General features: G+C 36.2%; 18 protein-coding genes and 2 tRNA genes. 16 read left to right on the top strand and 4 right to left on the bottom strand.

The genetic code is table 11. The features are described 5' to 3' along the window. Positions 1 to 91: 91 nt before the first annotated feature. Positions 92 to 1,693 (bottom strand): sensor histidine kinase, encoded by a 1,602-nt coding sequence (locus tag V6255_RS17010; protein WP_341629217.1) that lies wholly within the window; start codon positions 1,691 to 1,693, stop codon positions 92 to 94. 114 nt (positions 1,694 to 1,807) lie between these two features. Between V6255_RS17010 and V6255_RS17015 the strand changes: the two genes are divergently transcribed. Both V6255_RS17015 and V6255_RS17020 read left to right on the top strand, forming a co-directional pair. After that, positions 1,808 to 3,034, top strand: a complete 1,227-nt coding sequence (locus V6255_RS17015; protein ID WP_341629218.1) for a cystathionine gamma-synthase family protein — start codon at positions 1,808 to 1,810, stop codon at positions 3,032 to 3,034. Between the two features lie 89 nt (positions 3,035 to 3,123). Continuing rightward, entirely contained in the window at positions 3,124 to 3,501 is a 378-nt protein-coding gene (locus tag V6255_RS17020) for a hypothetical protein (RefSeq protein WP_341629219.1), read from the top strand. A 33-nt stretch (positions 3,502 to 3,534) separates the two neighbouring features. On the opposite strand, the gene V6255_RS17025 is transcribed toward V6255_RS17020, so the two are convergent. After that, on the bottom strand, positions 3,535 to 3,915 hold the full coding sequence (locus tag V6255_RS17025) for an RNA-binding protein (protein ID WP_341629220.1): 381 nt from the start codon (positions 3,913 to 3,915) through the stop codon (positions 3,535 to 3,537). A 233-nt stretch (positions 3,916 to 4,148) separates the two neighbouring features. Here V6255_RS17025 and V6255_RS17030 point away from each other — a divergent pair, with 233 nt between their 5' ends. Then, positions 4,149 to 4,931 carry a TSUP family transporter gene (locus tag V6255_RS17030; protein WP_341629221.1) on the top strand — a complete coding sequence of 261 codons (783 nt, stop codon included), beginning with the start codon at positions 4,149 to 4,151 and terminating at the stop codon, positions 4,929 to 4,931. On the opposite strand, the gene V6255_RS17035 is transcribed toward V6255_RS17030, so the two are convergent. Next, a complete protein-coding gene (locus V6255_RS17035) occupies positions 4,882 to 5,727 on the bottom strand; it encodes a LysR family transcriptional regulator (protein WP_341629222.1) in 846 nt (281 codons plus the stop codon). The genes V6255_RS17030 and V6255_RS17035 overlap by 50 nt on opposite strands. A gap of 381 nt (positions 5,728 to 6,108) precedes the next feature. Between V6255_RS17035 and V6255_RS17040 the strand changes: the two genes are divergently transcribed. The 6 genes from V6255_RS17040 to greA all read left to right on the top strand — a co-directional run bounded on the left by V6255_RS17040 (position 6,109) and on the right by greA (position 11,062). Next, positions 6,109 to 6,543: a GNAT family N-acetyltransferase gene (locus V6255_RS17040; protein ID WP_341629223.1), complete on the top strand. Its 435-nt coding sequence runs from the start codon at positions 6,109 to 6,111 to the stop codon at positions 6,541 to 6,543. Between the two features lie 12 nt (positions 6,544 to 6,555). Beyond that, the gene (locus V6255_RS17045) at positions 6,556 to 6,957 is read left to right on the top strand and encodes a TfoX/Sxy family protein (protein ID WP_341629224.1); all 402 of its coding nucleotides are present in this window, start codon (positions 6,556 to 6,558) and stop codon (positions 6,955 to 6,957) included. Between the two features lie 101 nt (positions 6,958 to 7,058). Continuing rightward, a complete protein-coding gene (gene leuE, locus V6255_RS17050; RefSeq protein WP_341629225.1) occupies positions 7,059 to 7,721 on the top strand; it encodes a leucine efflux protein LeuE in 663 nt (220 codons plus the stop codon). 175 nt (positions 7,722 to 7,896) lie between these two features. After that, complete coding sequence (gene prfC, locus V6255_RS17055; RefSeq protein ID WP_341629226.1) at positions 7,897 to 9,483, top strand: peptide chain release factor 3; 1,587 nt, start codon at positions 7,897 to 7,899, stop codon at positions 9,481 to 9,483. Between the two features lie 214 nt (positions 9,484 to 9,697). After that, positions 9,698 to 10,504: a TatD family hydrolase gene (locus V6255_RS17060; protein ID WP_341629227.1), complete on the top strand. Its 807-nt coding sequence runs from the start codon at positions 9,698 to 9,700 to the stop codon at positions 10,502 to 10,504. Positions 10,505 to 10,582: 78 nt separating this feature from the next. Then, positions 10,583 to 11,062 carry a transcription elongation factor GreA gene (gene greA, locus V6255_RS17065; RefSeq protein WP_341629228.1) on the top strand — a complete coding sequence of 160 codons (480 nt, stop codon included), beginning with the start codon at positions 10,583 to 10,585 and terminating at the stop codon, positions 11,060 to 11,062. Between the two features lie 117 nt (positions 11,063 to 11,179). Here the strand turns inward: greA and yhbY are convergent, their stop codons facing one another. Continuing rightward, complete coding sequence (gene yhbY / locus V6255_RS17070) at positions 11,180 to 11,476, bottom strand: ribosome assembly RNA-binding protein YhbY (protein WP_160060705.1); 297 nt, start codon at positions 11,474 to 11,476, stop codon at positions 11,180 to 11,182. 109 nt (positions 11,477 to 11,585) lie between these two features. Between yhbY and rlmE the strand changes: the two genes are divergently transcribed. From rlmE to V6255_RS17105, 7 genes are all read left to right on the top strand, one after another. Further along, complete coding sequence (rlmE, locus tag V6255_RS17075) at positions 11,586 to 12,239, top strand: 23S rRNA (uridine(2552)-2'-O)-methyltransferase RlmE (protein WP_025562774.1); 654 nt, start codon at positions 11,586 to 11,588, stop codon at positions 12,237 to 12,239. A 51-nt stretch (positions 12,240 to 12,290) separates the two neighbouring features. Beyond that, positions 12,291 to 14,288 (top strand): ATP-dependent zinc metalloprotease FtsH, encoded by a 1,998-nt coding sequence (ftsH, locus tag V6255_RS17080; protein ID WP_341629229.1) that lies wholly within the window; start codon positions 12,291 to 12,293, stop codon positions 14,286 to 14,288. A gap of 127 nt (positions 14,289 to 14,415) precedes the next feature. After that, positions 14,416 to 15,246 (top strand): dihydropteroate synthase, encoded by an 831-nt coding sequence (gene folP, locus V6255_RS17085; protein WP_341629230.1) that lies wholly within the window; start codon positions 14,416 to 14,418, stop codon positions 15,244 to 15,246. A 35-nt stretch (positions 15,247 to 15,281) separates the two neighbouring features. Then, positions 15,282 to 16,613, top strand: coding sequence for a phosphoglucosamine mutase (gene glmM, locus V6255_RS17090; protein ID WP_341629231.1), 1,332 nt, complete (start codon positions 15,282 to 15,284; stop codon positions 16,611 to 16,613). A gap of 229 nt (positions 16,614 to 16,842) precedes the next feature. Further along, complete coding sequence (secG, locus tag V6255_RS17095) at positions 16,843 to 17,166, top strand: preprotein translocase subunit SecG (protein ID WP_341629232.1); 324 nt, start codon at positions 16,843 to 16,845, stop codon at positions 17,164 to 17,166. A 10-nt stretch (positions 17,167 to 17,176) separates the two neighbouring features. Beyond that, a tRNA-Leu gene (locus tag V6255_RS17100) sits at positions 17,177 to 17,261 on the top strand. Positions 17,262 to 17,603: 342 nt separating this feature from the next. Next, positions 17,604 to 17,680 (top strand) — tRNA-Met (locus V6255_RS17105). Positions 17,681 to 17,817 lie beyond the last annotated feature (137 nt).

Below are 17,817 nucleotides of genomic sequence, written 5' to 3' on the forward strand. Positions count from 1 at the left end.
TAAGTCATTTTTCCTGCGCAAAATTTAGATCACTTAGTTAATGTAATCGGTATTAGAACGTTTATTTAATATAATTGGTATAAATCTCTGCCTATATTCGTGTCACTGTGCGTTTTTCAAAAGGTAATATCACTGTAAATATACTGCCATGACCAATTTCACTAGAGACTTTAATTTCACCCTTATGTTGATGAATAATCGAATAGCTAATTGATAAACCTAATCCAGTACCTTTCCCTAATGGTTTAGTGGTATAAAAAGGAGTGAAAATATCGTTAACTTTGTTTGGGTCTATCCCTGTACCTGAGTCTGAAACTTGAATATATAAGTTATGATCTTGTACATGGGCCTTAAAGAACACAACTTTCTTCTCAGAGGTTTCTACTGAGTCTCTGGCATTTATTAATAGGTTAATGAGTACTTGTTCTATTTGTGTCTTATTACAGAATAATAATGGCAATGAAGGGGGGATGACTTGCCTTAATTCGACTTGATCTTGTTTATATTGGTTGATAACAATTGAAATGACATTGTTAAAAATATCATTTGGGTTTTCTTTCTGATAGTTATCAAGCTCGCTATCTCGTCCAAAACTTCCTACTTGCTTAACAATTTTCTCAATACGTTCACTTTGAGTCATAATCGCTTTAAAGCTATTTTCAACTAAATGATAGTTCCCACTACTCAAGTTATCCATACACATGTCTGTATGGATACAGATGACTTGTAAAGGTTGGTTTATTTCATGTGCGATTCCAGCTGCAATCTCACCCAACGAAGCCAATTTATTTGATTGAATGAGTTTAGCTTGACTACTTTTACATTCATCATCTACACGTTTTAATTGGTCGTTATTGTCGATATCTTTTTTATACAAAACGATATTTAAAGTTAATAGCTTGACAGAGATAGCCGCAAGAAAAGAAATTAAGATCGTTAAAATTATAAATAAATCTTTTTCGTGTGGTGAGGCAATAGACCAGATCATCAACTCCCAGTCTTGACCATAAATAGATAAAGTAAATTGTTCTGTTATTTTATTAATATGCATCTTCTCAGGTAAAAAGCTGAACAAAGGAATGCCATTTTCAGATAATGCAAAATAGTTAGTTATTTGATAAGTATCTAGTTTGTAACGTAATAACTTATTTATATTTAAGGGAACTTCAACATAGGCAATTAATACCTCATCTATCACAATTGGGAATTGTAGGTTTAGCTCCATTTCCATATCATTGTCTGGTGAATACGAAGCACGACTGGCATAAATAAAAGATGAGATGACTTCCGCACTATCCATTGGTAAATGGTTACGAGCGCGTAGTTGTCTTTTTCTTCCCATTTCATTGTCTGAGGTTATTAAAGCATGGTCGGGTAAATCAAACTGCGCTTCTGCTATTAATGGGAATAGTTTTATTGTTTTTATGAATTGGTTGATACGTATTAAAGCATCGATATCAGCCTGCCAATTTTCATTAATATCATCAATAGAGTGCCAACGATTAACTAATAATTGGATCTGTTCTGCGTTATTTTCAATACTGTCTCTAATATTAAAACTGATTGTTTTACCTTCGGTTTTAATACTTTCTTGTTGTTGTAAATTTTCTTCTTGAGTTAATTGAATTGAAATTAAATATGAAATAGTTAATCCAATTGCAAAAACCAAAATACTATAAATATTTGATTTCAATTTATTTCCTTAATACACCTAATGCTAAATCCATCTAGATTAGGCATAATACGTTAAATTTACGACATTTTAGATCAAAGCGATCATTATTGAGAATAAAAGCAAGGAATTTAAATGACAGCGTTAGGTTTTACGACAAAAATAGTGCATTCAGATCATAAACTAGGTCTAGAAGCTGGTGCTGTCCATGCACCAATCCATAATTCTGTGCCATTTGGCTTTGAAGATGTACAAGGTCTGATTGATGTGTTTCAAGGCCAGCCAGGACATGCTTATGCACGTTCTTCAACACCGACTTTAGATGCGTTATGTAAAAAAATTCAAAAAATGGATAACGGTGTTGCAACGGCTGTTTTTTCCTGTGGTATGTCCGCTATCGTGGCCACCTTTTTAACGCTTTTAAAATCTGGTGACCATCTTATTTGTAGTCGATTCTTATTCGGTAATACGACATCACTTTTAGGAACCTTACAAGGCTATGGTATTGACGTAACACTTGTTGATGCGACTGATATTAATGATGTTACCGCTGCACTTAATAGCAATACGAAAATGGTCTTTGTAGAAACTATCGCGAATCCAGTAACACAAGTCAGTGCGTTAGCTGAAATCGGAGATTTCTGTGAAGCAGAGAGCCTTGTGTATGTTATTGATAACACAATTACTTCAAGCTACTTATTCGATGCTAATACTGTTAAAGCAAGTTTAATTGTGACTTCATTATCTAAATATGTTGCTGGTCATGGTAATGCAATGGGAGGCTCTGTTACTGATACAGGTTTATTTGATTGGGAGAAATACTCAAATATCTTCCCTGCTTATCGTAAAGGCGATAGTAATCTATGGGGCATTAGCCAAATTAAGAAAAAAGGTTTACGTGATATGGGGGCTTGTTTAAGCTCTCAAGGTGCACACCTTATCTCTGTTGGTAGTGAAACAATGGAATTACGTATGGAACGCCAGGCCGTTAATACAATGGCATTAGCTGAATTGCTACAAGGACACCCTAAAATAGCGAAAGTTTATTATCCTGGTTTAGCTGATCATCCTCAACATGAACGAGCTAAACAACTTTTCAGTGGTTTTGGTGCATTATTAAGTTTTGATTTAATTGAAGGTATTGATTGTTGTGAGTTTTTAAATAAATTAAATCTTGTGATTAGTGCTACGCATTTAGGCGATAACCGAACTTTAGCATTGCCTGTTGCACCTACAATTTATTTCGAAATGGGGTTACAGCTACGTCAAGAGATGGGGATTAGCGAAAATATGATCCGTTGTTCGATTGGTATTGAAAATACTGTGGATTTAATTGCTGATTTTGAGCAAGCCTTAGCTTAAGTTAAGGAGTAGAAAAAGGGGCTTAATGTCTCTTTTTCTTTGTTACTATGCTTAAATATTTAATTGTTATCACTTTATCTTGTTTGTGCGTGCCTACATATGCAGAAACCTCTGATGTTGTTAAAAATAACATAGAGTTAAAAGCGCTGGGGAATACATTAGCAAATTATGATATGTGCAAGTCACTAGCAATTCAATCTGGTGATAAGGTGATGGCATATTATTATGATGAAATACATCAACTAGCGATGACTGAAACAAAGTTAGGTAGCGAAGTTGATAAGCAGGTGAAAATCATTAAAGATGGCTACGATAAAGCTTCATCTGTCCTTAATAGAATAAACAGTGCTGGTTTATACCAGCTCTGCTTAAATAGATTCGATTCAGTTTCTCGCCAGTATTATACAACTAAATTAGCGAAAGCTCAGTTAGAAAAAACCAAGCGAGCAAAGTCTGAGTTAAAGTAGTTCTATTTAAAAACTAAATCTAAACCTAACTTATTAATCTTCTACCTTACCCCAAACAACTGCAGGATCAGCCATTTCAGATGTTTCTTCAATTTTTACTGTTGCTTTCTTAGCTGTTTTTTTCTCTTTAATTACAGGTTTAGCTACTGCTTCTGTTGTTTCTTCAGTACCTTTTTTAGCTTCTGCTTTTTTAACACGTATTAAATTACCAGCTAATTTGTAACCATTCAGCTGTTTAATAGCGGCTTTTGCTTCGCCTACTTTTGGCATTTCTACAAAAGCAAAACCTTTTGATGAGCCTGTCTCTTTGTCTAAAACAAGGTTACAAGATTGAACATTGCCGTGCTCTTTAAATAAAGTCAGTAACTTTTCTTCTGTGGTTGCTTTCGCAAGGTTGCGTACTAATAATTTCATTGGAACTCACTTAATTAAATAATTTTTATTATTTTAACAGGAAGTGAAATCGATTGCTGTTTAAAGCGTAACGAATTAATAAATACATAAACCTAAATAGAATGATTAGATAAAAATAAACAATCTATTCAATACTCATGAAAAATTGGAATATATTGATTTCCTTTCTTTTGCTCATGGCAAAATGATACCAGTGCTATATTCTCGTCATTCATTATTACTAAGGAAAAAGAATGGAAATCTCATTTGAGATCATGGCGTTATTGGTAGCTGTAGCGACATTAGCTGGATTTATTGATGCCATGGCTGGCGGAGGAGGTTTGTTAACAGTACCCGCATTATTAGCGGCAGGGATTCCACCGGCGCAAGCTTTAGCTACTAATAAATTACAAAGCTCGTTTGGTAGTTTTTCAGCTAGTTGGTATTTCATTCGTACGGGCACGGTACAACTAAAAACAATGTGGTTATCGATTGCTTGTACTTTTGTTGGTGCAGGGATAGGAGCTGAAGTAGTACAACATGTGAAAGCAGACGTTTTAATGAGTATTATCCCGATTATTTTAATTGCAATCTCAAGCTACTTTCTTTTTTCATCATCAATTACACCACATCCAGATGATAAACCTAAACTGTCAGAGGCTGCATTTGCTTTTATCATTGGAGGAAGTGTTGGCTTTTATGATGGCTTTCTAGGCCCTGGTACCGGCTCTATTTTCACCGTCTGTTTTGTCGCATTAGGCCGTTATGGTTTAGTGGCTGCAACTGCACGCACTAAGGTGTTAAATTTTACCTCAAATATTGCAGCGCTCACTTTTTTTATTTTCGCTGGATTACCCATTTGGGAGCTAGGGTTAACAATGGCTGTTGGTGGTTTTATTGGTGCTCGAATGGGCGCTAGAGTTGTGTTAGGCAAAGGCCAAAAAATTATTCGGCCTTTAGTGATCTTTATGTCGATGACGATGGCTATTAAACTTCTTTGGGAACAGCATTCTCAATGGCTACAAGCAATTTTTTAACGCGTTCATTATGGTAAGTGTTAGGGCGTAAACATAAATGTACAGGGCGAAATAATGGTTGTAACTGTGCAAAGTTAAAGCAATATTGTGCTTCTATCTTTAGCGCTTTAACAATTGAAAGCGGCACTAAAGCAGGAGCTATTCCGCCCAGAGCTAGTTGTGCTGAGGCGGTGTAAGAATCCATTTCCATTAAAGGTTCAATGCCCAGTTGAGATAGAATATCTAGTTGATATCGGTTAGCTGGGTTTGATAAATCATTGGTTAAGACTTGCGTTGGCAATATCTGTAATGGTGATTGGCTGACTAATACAAAAGGTTCTTTCCAGAGAAAAATTGCCTTGAGCCCATGGTGGGGTGGTAAATGACCAGCACAAAAGCCAATAGTGGCTTTACCTGATTGTACTTTTTCTATAATTCTTGGCGTATGATCTGTACTAATTCTAATCGCGCTATCATGTTTAAAGTAGTCTCCCATCATAGTTGCAAGGTATCCTGCGACTAAGGTTTCTGAACAATTAAGTGTGATAATCGTCTTATCTAATAAAGCATGTTGTTCATAAATTTGTCCCTGTAATTCTTGAAAAGTAGGGCCAATGTTGGCGATGAGTTCATTTGCCGCTGGCGTCAAACGAACATGGCGGCCTTCAGGCATTATGAGTTTTTTACCTAGTTTCTTTTCTAATAATGCAATACGTTTACTGACTGCTGACTGACTAATATAAAGTTGGCTACCGACTTTGCTCATGGTTTTTTCATGGCTAAGTGCCAGTAAAGTTTCAATGCCTTCAAGTAACATAGTATGTTGTTAGCCTTGTATTTAAATAAGTTTTTAGAGAATCTAATTTTGCGAGATGTTTTACAGTCATTTTTACAGCTAACTTTACAATTTGATTTTTTGAACCAATTTTATAATGTAACTTTTACAATATAACATTGATGATAAATAGGAATAGATAAAATTTTAATGTTGTGGGCTAGATAGTTTTAAAGGAGCAATAGTGTTAAAGGACAGAGAGGGTTAGTAAGTAAACTCATATAATCAATCCCTTTTAAGTAAATCTAATTTAAGCGATATAAAAGGGAAGTAATGATGAATAACAGCCGAGTAATGTTTTACATCGATAAGTTGACAGCTTAGATTGTATATTTCTCTTGTTTATATTGTTAAGGATCTATTATGGTTTCAGGTTATAACATTAGTTCCAATCCAAAAGAGATGGATTTATCAGTAATACACGATTACCTCACGCGCTCCTATTGGGCCAAAGGTATACCGTTGCAAGTGATGGAAAAAGCGGTAAATAATTCATTGTGTTTTGGTGTGTTTACAAAGACAGGAGAGCAAGTTGCTTTTGCTCGTATGATCACTGATTACGCCACCTCTGCCTATTTAGCTGATGTGTTTGTTTTGGAAAAGCATAGGGGCAAAGGGATAAGTAAATGGTTGGTGAAAACGATTATAGAGTACCCTGATTTGCAAGGACTAAGAAGAATGTTGCTTGCGACTCGCGATGCGCATGGTCTTTATCAACAATTTGGTTTTACACTTTTACACTCTCCAGAGCTTTTCATGGAATTACATCAACCCAATGTTTATTTAAAGGTTAAGTAGAGAAATAGCATTATGACATTTGATAGAGGGTTGGAAGAGAGACTTTATGAACATTTCATTGAACGACATGATCTTACTGTAAAGAAAATGTTCGGTGGTTTGTGCTTTTTACTTTCAGGTAATATGTGTTGTGCCATTATTGAAGATAAATTATTAGCGCGTGTTGGTGCTGTAAATTATACTTTCTGTCTAGCTAAACCTTATGTTACTGAAATGGACTTTACCGGCAAACCGATTAAAACCATGGTGTATGTCATGCCTAATGGATTTGATAGCGACCAAGACCTGGCTAATTGGTTAAACATTTGTATGAATTTCACTGATACTTTAGCGCCTAAAAAACCAAAAATTAAAAAGCTCAAACCTATAAAGCTCAAACCTTTAAAAACTGTTTGGAAAATAAAAAGCGAATGAGGTAATTTGAATGTTAAATACACGGTCACTTTAAATAAACAGTTACTTTAAATAGCAAATTTAGATAAAGAGTTATCTTAAATCAACAATGCAGAGGGATTATGGAAGCTTTTGGTGTTATTAATTATGTTACCTATTTTATAGGCGCTTTATTCGTTATCTTATTGCCTGGTCCTAATTCATTATATGTATTAGCTCTCTCTGCGCAGCAAGGTCGCCGTGTTGGTTGGGCTGCTGTTGCTGCCGTATTAATTGGCGATTCATTATTGATTTTAGCAACGGCGTTAGGCGCGGTTACTATTCTTACGGCTTATCCCGCTATTTTTATGTTTATTAAGTATGCAGGAGCTGGATATTTGATTTACATCGGTTATCACTTAATTACAGGTGCGATTAAGTCATGGCGTCAGTTAGATGATAAAAATTTACAAGCAACCGTAGAAATAAAAAAGACAACGGGCGTACAAGCTTTTAGAAAGGCCTTGTTGGTGAGTTTATTAAATCCAAAAGCGATTTTATTTTTCCTCTCTTTTTTTGCTCAATTTGTTGACCCTAGTTATCCGCAACCTGCGATTCCATTTTTGATTTTAGCATTAACCATTCAAGCATTTAGTTTGATTTATCTGGCTGTATTAATTTATGCAGGATCAACCTTAGCTGAAAGCTTTAGAAAGCGTAAAAAAGTGAGCGCAATTTCAGGTGGTAGCGTTGGCATTGGCTTTGTTGGTTTTGCCGTTAAACTTGCTTTAGCGAGCGCGACTTAATAAAAGCTTAGCTTTTAAATCAATAGCTCATTTAAACTTTATTGAGGCAGAAGTTTATAATAGGAAATGAATTAATTAACTCAATTTGTTATAGTTCTGCCAAATTTATAAATCACTCATTTCATAGAAAAACTATTGTGTGCATATTTGTGTACATATAAAGAGAAAACTAAATATGGCAGACGCTAAATTCCTAGAAGCAGTCAACTCTAGACGTACATTCGCAATCATCTCTCACCCTGATGCGGGTAAAACAACGATTACAGAAAAAGTACTTTTGTTCGGAAATGCATTACAAAAAGCCGGTACTGTAAAGGGTAAAAAATCGGGTCAACATGCAAAATCTGACTGGATGGAAATGGAAAAAGATCGTGGTATTTCTATTACTACCTCCGTAATGCAGTTTCCTTATAAACATGGTCTGGTTAATCTACTTGATACACCTGGACATGAGGATTTCTCAGAAGATACTTACCGTACGTTAACGGCTGTTGACTCATGCTTAATGGTGATTGATGCTGCAAAAGGTGTAGAGCAACGTACGATTAAATTAATGGAAGTAACGCGTTTACGTGATACGCCTATTATCACTTTCATGAATAAATGTGACCGTGATACACGTGATCCAGTTGATTTAATGGATGAAGTAGAAGACGTATTGAATATCGCATGTGCACCGATTACTTGGCCAATTGGTATGGGTAAAGAATTCAAAGGTGTATATCATTTATTACGTGATGAAGTGATTTTGTATGAATCAGGACAAGGTCATACGATTCAAGACGTGCGCATCATTAAAGGGTTAGATAATCCTGAATTAGATACACTTTTACCAAACCATGCCGATGACCTGCGTGAAGAAATGGAGCTCGTGTTAGGGGCTTCTAATGAGTTTGATCAAGAGTTATTTTTAGCGGGTGAATTAACACCGGTTTATTTTGGTACCGCGTTAGGCAACTTTGGTGTTGACCATGTATTAGATGGTTTAGTTGAATGGGCACCAAAACCGCTTCCAAGAGCAACGGTACAACGTGTTGTTGAACCAACGGAAGAAACATTCTCTGGTTTCATTTTTAAAATTCAAGCGAATATGGATCCAAAACATCGTGACCGTATTGCCTTTATGCGAGTGTGCTCAGGTAAGTATGAAAAAGGCATGAAAATGCATCATGTTCGTACTGGTAAACTGGTTAGTATTTCTGATGCTGTTACCTTTATGGCGGGTGACCGTACTGCTTCTGAAGAATCATTTTCTGGTGATATTATTGGCTTACATAACCACGGTACGATTCAGATCGGTGATACCTTTACTACAGGTGAAGAGCTTAAGTTTACAGGGATTCCAAACTTTGCACCTGAAATGTTCCGTCGTATTCGTTTGAAAGATCCTCTAAAACAAAAACAATTGTTAAAAGGGTTAATGCAGCTATCTGAAGAGGGGGCAGTACAAGTGTTCCGTCCATTACGTAGCAATGATTTAATCGTTGGGGCGGTTGGTGTACTTCAGTTTGAAGTGGTTGTACAACGTTTGAAATCTGAATATAAAGTAGATGCAATTTATGAAGGTATCAGTGTTGCTACCGCTTTATGGGTTGATTGTGAAAATCCTATCAAAATGGCAGAGTTTGAGAAGAAAGCTTTTGATAACCTAGCATTAGATGGCAGTAATAACTTAACGTATGTTGCGCCGACTATGGTTAATTTAAACTTAGCTATTGAACGTTACCCTGATGTTCGTTTCCGTAAAACACGTGAACATTAATAGTGATTGTTTGGTAACTCATAACCGTTTTGTCTAATTAAAAGGAATATTTAAACGGACATTAAAGCGTCTACGGGCGCTTTTTTTATAGCTATTATTTAGTCTAAAAGTTATTAACTAGTCTCGTTAATAACTTTAGATTCATAATGGTTCTATAACCACTTTAGAATCGCTCTGTAAATTCAACTTCATTAGTTTTAGTAAGAGGTTATGTATGTTTATTGATAGTCACTGTCATTTTAATTTTGATTGCTTCAAGGCCGAGCAAGATGATTTACTTTTAGCGCTTAGTGATGCAAACATTAATAATCTGATCATTCCTGGAACCGATGCTAAGCGTTGGCCTGAAATAATCGACCTCGTAGAGAAAAAAACTGAATTAAAAGAGCATAAAAATAAACTTTATTTTGGGTTAGGTGTTCATCCTCATTTCTTAACTGATTTTGAAAGCGATCATTTAAGCCAATTAAAAGAATTGTTGGTCAAGTCGCTTAAACAGAACGATAAGCGATGTGTGGCATTGGGGGAAATTGGGCTAGATAAGTTAATTGAAACAGATTTAGCGACCCAAGAAAGTGTTTTTTTAGCACAATTAGCAATAGCCGAAGACTTACAATTACCTGTCATTTTACATGTGGTTAAAACCCAGTCTCGGGTTTTACAATTACTAAAAGAAACTAAGTTTAGTTACGGTGGGGTTTATCATGCCTTTTCAGGAAGTGAAGAAATTGCCAATGAATTTATTAAATTAGGTTTTAAATTGGGTATAGGTGGTGTGATTACTTATCCGAATGCTAACAAAACACGTAACGCTGTCAGCCAATTACCTTTAACTAGCATTGTGTTAGAAACAGATGCGCCTGATATGCCTGTGTATCAACAATTAACGCCTCATAATTCCCCTCTACATTTAAAAAATATCTTTGATTCTTTGTGTCAAATAAGAAAAGAATCACCGAAAGTGGTGGCACAACAAATTTATGAAAATACAAAAGGCATTTTTTCTATAATCAATGACTAATCTCAGTAACTAGCGTAAAATAGCCGCTTTTGTAAATACAGTTAGTGAAACATTGTTTCCAGAATAAGGTGATGGTTAATGACTCAATATCCAATGACAGCAAAAGGCGCTGATATTTTACGTGCTGAATTAGAGCAATTAAAAACAGTAAAACGTCCTGAGATTGTACATGCTATTGCAGAAGCTCGTGAACATGGTGATTTAAAAGAAAATGCTGAATACCATGCAGCCCGTGAACAGCAAGGATTTTGTGAAGGTCGAATTCAAGATATCGAAGCAAAATTATCAAATGCACAAATTATCGATGTCAGCAAAATTGCAAATAACGGTAAAGTGATCTTTGGTTCAACAGTAACAATTGTTAATGCTGAAACAGATGAAGAAGTGAGCTATCAAATTGTAGGCGATGATGAATCTGATATTAAAAAGAATCTTATTTCAATTAATTCGCCAATCGCGCGTGGTTTAATTGGGAAAAACTTAGACGATGAAATTTCAATCACAACACCTGGTGGCGTTATTGATTACGATATCATTAAAGTAGAATACACCTGTTAATTTGATTAAATCCTTATGTTACTTCAATAATTTTTATTTGTTGGGGTAAAATAAAGATAATAAAAAGCCCAGATAAACTGGGCTTTTTATTAGTAAAAACAAGATTAAAACGTAAAGTTACTTACGTGGTAATTCTATTTTTTTAGCTTCACTTGGACGATACAGAACAACAATGTGACCAATTTTTGCAATCGCTAATGCTTCAGTTTCACGTACAATTGCATCAATGATAAGTTGTTTAGTGTCACGATCATCGGTCGCAATTTTTACTTTAATTAATTCATGGTGGCTAATAGCATTTTCTATCTCAGCTAATACGCCTTCGGTTAAGCCATTTTGTCCCAGTAATACAACTGGTTTTAAAGGATGAGCTAAACCTTTTAAAAATTGTTTCTGTTTGTTTGATAATTTCATGCAAATATCTTTCATTAAGGGTTGAAAACGGTTCATTCTACCCTTAAATATTAACCTTTACTATTTAGATTATTATTTATCCTAATATTCGCTCACTAAGGAAGTCATTGTGGCAAAACCAGACAGTACAAACCGTCTTAAAAAAAGTGCATCAGGCAGTTCTAAACGATGGATGCATGAGCATGTAAATGATTTCTATGTGAAAGAAGCAAACAAACAAGGGTTACGCTCCCGTGCTGTTTTTAAATTAGATGAAATAAACGGTAAAGATAAACTAATACGCTCAGGTATGACGGTAGTCGATTTAGGCGCCGCACCTGGAAGTTGGTCACAATGGGCTGTTGATAAAGTAGGATTGAAAGGCAAAGTGATTGCTTGTGATATTTTACCAATGGATTCCATTGCGGGGGTTGACTTCTTACAAGGCGATTTCCGAGAAGAAGTGGTCTTGAATGCATTACTTCAACGTATTGGTGATAACAAGGTTGATGTTGTTTTATCAGATATGGCGCCCAATATGAGCGGAAATACGGGTATTGATCAACCTAAGTCGATGTATTTGGTTGAGTTAGCATTAGATATGTGTCGTGATGTCCTTGTTAAAGACGGTAGCTTTATTGTTAAAGTCTTTATGGGTGCTGAATATGAGTCATTTATCAATGAGGTACGAAAATTATTCAAATCAGTTAAAACTAGAAAGCCTGATTCTTCAAGAGCGAGATCTCGAGAAGTTTATTTAGTGGCGACTGGTTTTAAACTGTAGTAATCTGCTTTAACATTATATTCTTTTAATTTTTAACATGAGGTTTACATCTTGAACGATATGGCAAAAAACCTGATATTGTGGTTAGTCATCGCAGTAGTCTTAATGTCTTTATTCCAAGGCTTTGGATCAGACGATACCAACAAATCACAAATCGACTACACCAGTTTTAATAAAGAAGTAAGCCAAGGACTGATTCAACAAGTACAAATTAATGGCCAAGAAATTAAAGGTTTAAAAAGTAATCAAACACCGTTTGTTACTTATATTCCTGCGCCAGACTTAGACTTGGTAAATTACCTTATTAAAAACGACGTAAAAGTTGAAGGTACACCACCTGAAGAAACCAGCTTCTTAGCGTCTATTTTTGTGTCATGGTTCCCAATGCTGTTGTTAATCGGTGTTTGGATCTTCTTCATGCGTAACATGCAAGGCGGTGGTAAAGGCGGCGCAATGTCATTTGGTAAGAGTAAAGCCAAATTAATGAGTGAAGACCAAATTAAAACAACGTTTGCAGATGTTGCTGGTTGTGATGAAGCGAAAGAAGATGTTGTTGAATTAGTTGATTACTTAAAAGATTCAAGTAAATTCCAAAAATTAGGTGGTCGAATTCCAACAGGTATTTTATTAGTTGGTCCTCCTGGTACGGGTAAAACATTATTAGCTAAAGCGATTGCTGGTGAAGCTAAAGTCCCATTCTTCTCAATTTCAGGGTCTGATTTTGTTGAAATGTTTGTAGGTGTCGGTGCTTCTCGTGTTCGTGACATGTTTGAACAAGCTAAAAAATCAGCGCCTTGTATCATTTTTATCGATGAAATCGATGCGGTAGGCCGTGCTCGTGGCGCTGGTATGGGCGGTGGTAATGATGAACGTGAACAAACGCTAAACCAAATGCTCGTTGAAATGGATGGTTTTGAAGGTAATGAAGGTATTATTGTTATTGCCGCAACTAACCGTCCAGATGTATTAGATGCTGCATTATTACGTCCTGGTCGTTTTGACCGTCAAGTTGTTGTGGGTCTACCGGATGTACGCGGTCGTGAACAGATACTAAAAGTCCACATGCGTAAAATTCCATTGGAAGACGATGTAAAAGCAATGGTATTAGCGCGTGGCACACCTGGTTTCTCTGGTGCTGACTTAGCTAACTTAGTGAATGAAGCTGCCTTATTTGCTGCACGTGGTAATAAACGTATTGTGTCAAAAGAAGATTTTGAGCAAGCGCGTGACAAAATATTAATGGGTTCTGAACGTCGTAGCTTAGTGATGACTCAAAAAGATAAAGAATCAACTGCTTACCATGAAGCGGGACATGCAATTGTGGCTAAGTTAGTGCCTCAACATCATCCAATCCATAAAGTAACGATTATTCCACGCGGACGTGCATTAGGTGTGACTCAATTCTTACCTGAAGGCGACCAAATATCACAAAATAAAGATGAGTTGGAAAGTAGTATTTCAGTTGCTTATGGTGGCCGTATTGCTGAAGAGCTTATTTATGGTGCACAAAAAGTATCAACAGGGGCTTCGCAAGATATCAAGCAAGCTTCTGCTATTGCTCGTGCAATGGTCACAGAATGGGGGTTCTCTGAAAAATTAGGTCCTATTTTATTAACTGGTGAGCAAGGTAGTTTACGTTCTAACGTAGTTTCTCATGAAACGGGTAAAGTGATTGATGATGAAGTAAAAGTTTTCATTGATACTAACTACAAACGTGCTTATAAGTTATTAACTGATAACATTGATATTCTACATGCAATGAAAGAAGCATTGATGAAATACGAAACAATCGATGCGTTACAAGTCGATGATCTAATGGCACGGGTTACTGTCCGTCCTCCTAGTGATTGGGTAGATGATAAAGAGTCTGAAATAGTTAAAGCGACTATACCATCAACAGAAGAAGCTGAAACTGATAAGGTAGATGCTGAAAAATCTTCAGAGAAGGCTGTTGTTGAAGGTAAAGGAGAAGTCGTTAGTGATGTTGAAGTTGATGAGACAGAAACAAAAGCACCAACTACAACTGAAGAAGATAAAAGCGATAAGTAATTAAAGCGATAATTAATATTAATTAATTAAATAAATTGTTTTAACTGAATCTAAAAAAACCTAAGCTTGCTTAGGTTTTTTTATCACTTTATTTTCTCCCATCTAATACCACTAAAAGCGTGAAGTAATGATCTTAACTAGCCATAATAAAAAACTGAATCTCGACCGACCTCACATAATGGGAATACTCAATGTAACGCCTGATTCATTTTCTGACGGTGGTGAATATGCACAGTTAGAGAGAGCTTTCATACATGCACAAGAAATGGTTAATCAAGGTGCCACTATTATTGATGTTGGCGGTGAATCTACAAGGCCCGGTGCAAACGATGTTATATTGAATGAAGAACTTGATAGAGTCCTACCTATTATTGAACGTATTAAAAATGAATTGGATTGTTGGATTTCAATTGATACTAGTAAAGCAGTAGTGATGGCAGAAGCCGTTAATGCAGGCGCTGATATTATTAATGACGTGAGAGCATTACGTGAAGAAGGGGCTTTAAAGGCTGCCATTGAAGCAAATGTGCCTGTGTGTTTGATGCACATGCAAGGGCAACCTAGAAGCATGCAAGCAGCACCTAATTATAATGATGTAGTAGCTGAAGTAAGACGTTTTTTAATTGAACATAGTGATCACTGTATTAACGCGGGTCTTAAAGCTGAGAATATTATTATCGACTTAGGTTTTGGGTTTGGAAAATCATTACGACATAATTTTGATTTGTTAAATGCAACGCAAAAATTTATATCGTTAGGTTTTCCTGTGTTAACCGGAGTTTCTCGTAAATCAATGTTTGGTCAATTACTAAATCGTGATATAAATGACCGTTTAGCAGGAAGCCTAGCTGGTGCAATGATTGCGATGCAGCAAGGTTCAAAAATAATTCGTGTTCATGATGTTGCAGAAACTGTAGATGTCATGAAAGTATTACAGCAAATAAATACCTTTAAATAATAAAAGGTATCTCTGACGATGGTAAGATTTTTATTATGAATAAAAAGTATTTTGGTACCGATGGTATTCGCGGCAAAGTAGGTGAATCTCTAATTACTCCTGAGTTTGCATTAAAACTTGGTTGGGCCGCGGGTCGTGTATTAGCAAAGTCAGGTAATAAAAAGGTATTAATTGGTAAAGATCCTCGTATTTCTGGTTACATGCTTGAAGCCGCTTTACAAGCAGGGTTAACCTCCGCAGGTATTATTCCTGTATTAATGGGGCCAATGCCGACACCTGCAATTGCTTACCTTACACATACATTCCGTGCTACGGCAGGGATTGTTATCAGTGCATCACATAATCCATACTATGATAATGGTATTAAATTCTTTTCTGATGAAGGTATTAAACTATCTGAGAAAGTAGAATTAGAAATTGAAGCTGAAATAGATAAAGAATTAAAATGTGTCGATAGTAGTGAGATGGGTAAAGCTTATCGTGTTAACGATGCAGCAGGACGTTACATTGAATTTTGTAAAAGTACTTTCCCATCACAATATGACTTAAGTGGACTAAAAATAGTCGTTGATTGTGCTAATGGAGCTACTTATCACATTGCACCTTCTGTTATTAGTGAATTGGGTGCAGAAGTAATAGCAATGGGCGTAGAGCCTAACGGCATTAACATCAACTTAAACTGTGGTGCAACTAGTATGGATGCAATTGCGGCACGTGTTCTTGAAGAAAAAGCTGATTTTGGTATTGCTTTTGATGGTGATGGTGACCGAGTAATGATGGTTGACCATACTGGTTATGTACTTGATGGTGATGAACTTTTATATATCATTGCTCGTGATAAATTACGTAAAGGCACACTAAATGGTGGTGCGGTTGGTACTAAAATGTCTAATCTTGGATTAGAGCAAGCATTAAAAACATTAGGTATCCCATTTGATCGTTCCGATGTAGGTGATCGTCATGTAATGGAGCTAATGAAGAAAAATGGTTGGAGTATTGGTGCTGAGAATTCAGGGCATGTTATATGTGCTGATCATTTAGCTACGGGAGATGGCATTGTTTCTGGTTTACAAGTGATGAGTGCAATGCAAGGAAGTCGTATGAATTTACATGACTTACGCCAAGGCATGCGTAAATACCCGCAGATACTTGAAAGTATTCGCTATAATAATGAGATTGATCCGCTACAAGATGAAGATGTATTAGCTGAATTAGCTCGAATTGAAACATTGTTAGGCGACCGTGGCCGTGTATTATTAAGAAAATCAGGTACTGAACCTGTTTTCCGAGTAATGGTTGAAGCAGATGAAAGTGAAGAAAAAGTAATTGCTTACGCTAAATCTTTAGCCAGTAAAGTTAAAGTATAATTAGTCGTCTAAAGTAAAAAATAGAATCAATGCTTTAGAGTGAAACAATGAATATTAAGGTAAAATAACGCAGTAGTTGATGGTTTTTCATACTGTTTTGTAAAGAAGCTGTCTATGCGGCTAAATTGTCTTAATATTCACTTGTGATCCGCACTGGCATTGGGTAGTATTCGTCCGCTTCTTTGTGGGAGCAAATGAAGTTTTAACAAGATAAATTAGGTATATAAATATGTATGAGATACTGTTAGTTGTTTATTTAATTGTTTCAATTATTTTAGTTGGTTTTGTTTTAATCCAACAAGGTAAAGGAGCTGGTATGGGGGCATCATTTGGCTCAGGCGCTTCTAACACAGTATTTGGTGCAGGTGGTTCTGGTAACTTCATGACACGTACTACTGGTATTTTAGCATTAGCATTTTTTGTGCTGAGTTTAGTGCTAGGTAACCTTTCTACGCATAAAGTGTCAACAAATGAAGAATTCTCAAACTTAGCAGTAGAACAAACTACTGAAGTGCCAGTAGAAGTTGATACTTCTACTCAAATCCCAGAGTAATATTTTTAACGCGGATATGGTGGAATTGGTAGACACGCAGCCTTGAGGGGGCTGTGGCTTAGGCCGTGAGAGTTCAAGTCTCTCTATCCGCACCAATTTAGGTTTTTTGATTGCGCTCAGATCACACTTTAGCTATAATGCTGCAGTTATTAAAGCAATTGAAAAGCTGTTTTAAGTGTAATGTTACAATAGATATATAACCTCAATGTTGTTTATTACACTTAGAAAATATTTAGTTTAGATATTTAAACTTATAGTTCAAACGCGAGATGGAGCAGTCTGGTAAAGTAAATCGGCGGGCTTCTTCTTGTAGATAAAAGGCGAAGGTCGTAGGTTCAAATCCTGCTCTCGCAACAAGTGCGTCGCACTTAGTTTAATATTTTAGTTTGAATGTTGATTTTTTAGTAAAATTTGACATTTAAATACAACAGTACAGTCGCGAGATGGAGCAGTCTGGTAGCTCGTCGGGCTCATAACCCGAAGGTCGTAGGTTCAAATCCTGCTCTCGCAACCACATTATGTTTGTTAATAGAGCTTTTAGCTCGTCGGGCTCAGCTCTTAATAAACAGGCGAAGGTCGGAAGTTTTTTAATCCTACTCTCGCAACCACATTATGTTTGTTAATAGAGCTTTTAGCTCGTCGGGCTCAGCT

This window comes from Psychromonas arctica (assembly GCF_038155225.1).
Taxonomy (GTDB): domain Bacteria; phylum Pseudomonadota; class Gammaproteobacteria; order Enterobacterales; family Psychromonadaceae; genus Psychromonas; species Psychromonas arctica_B.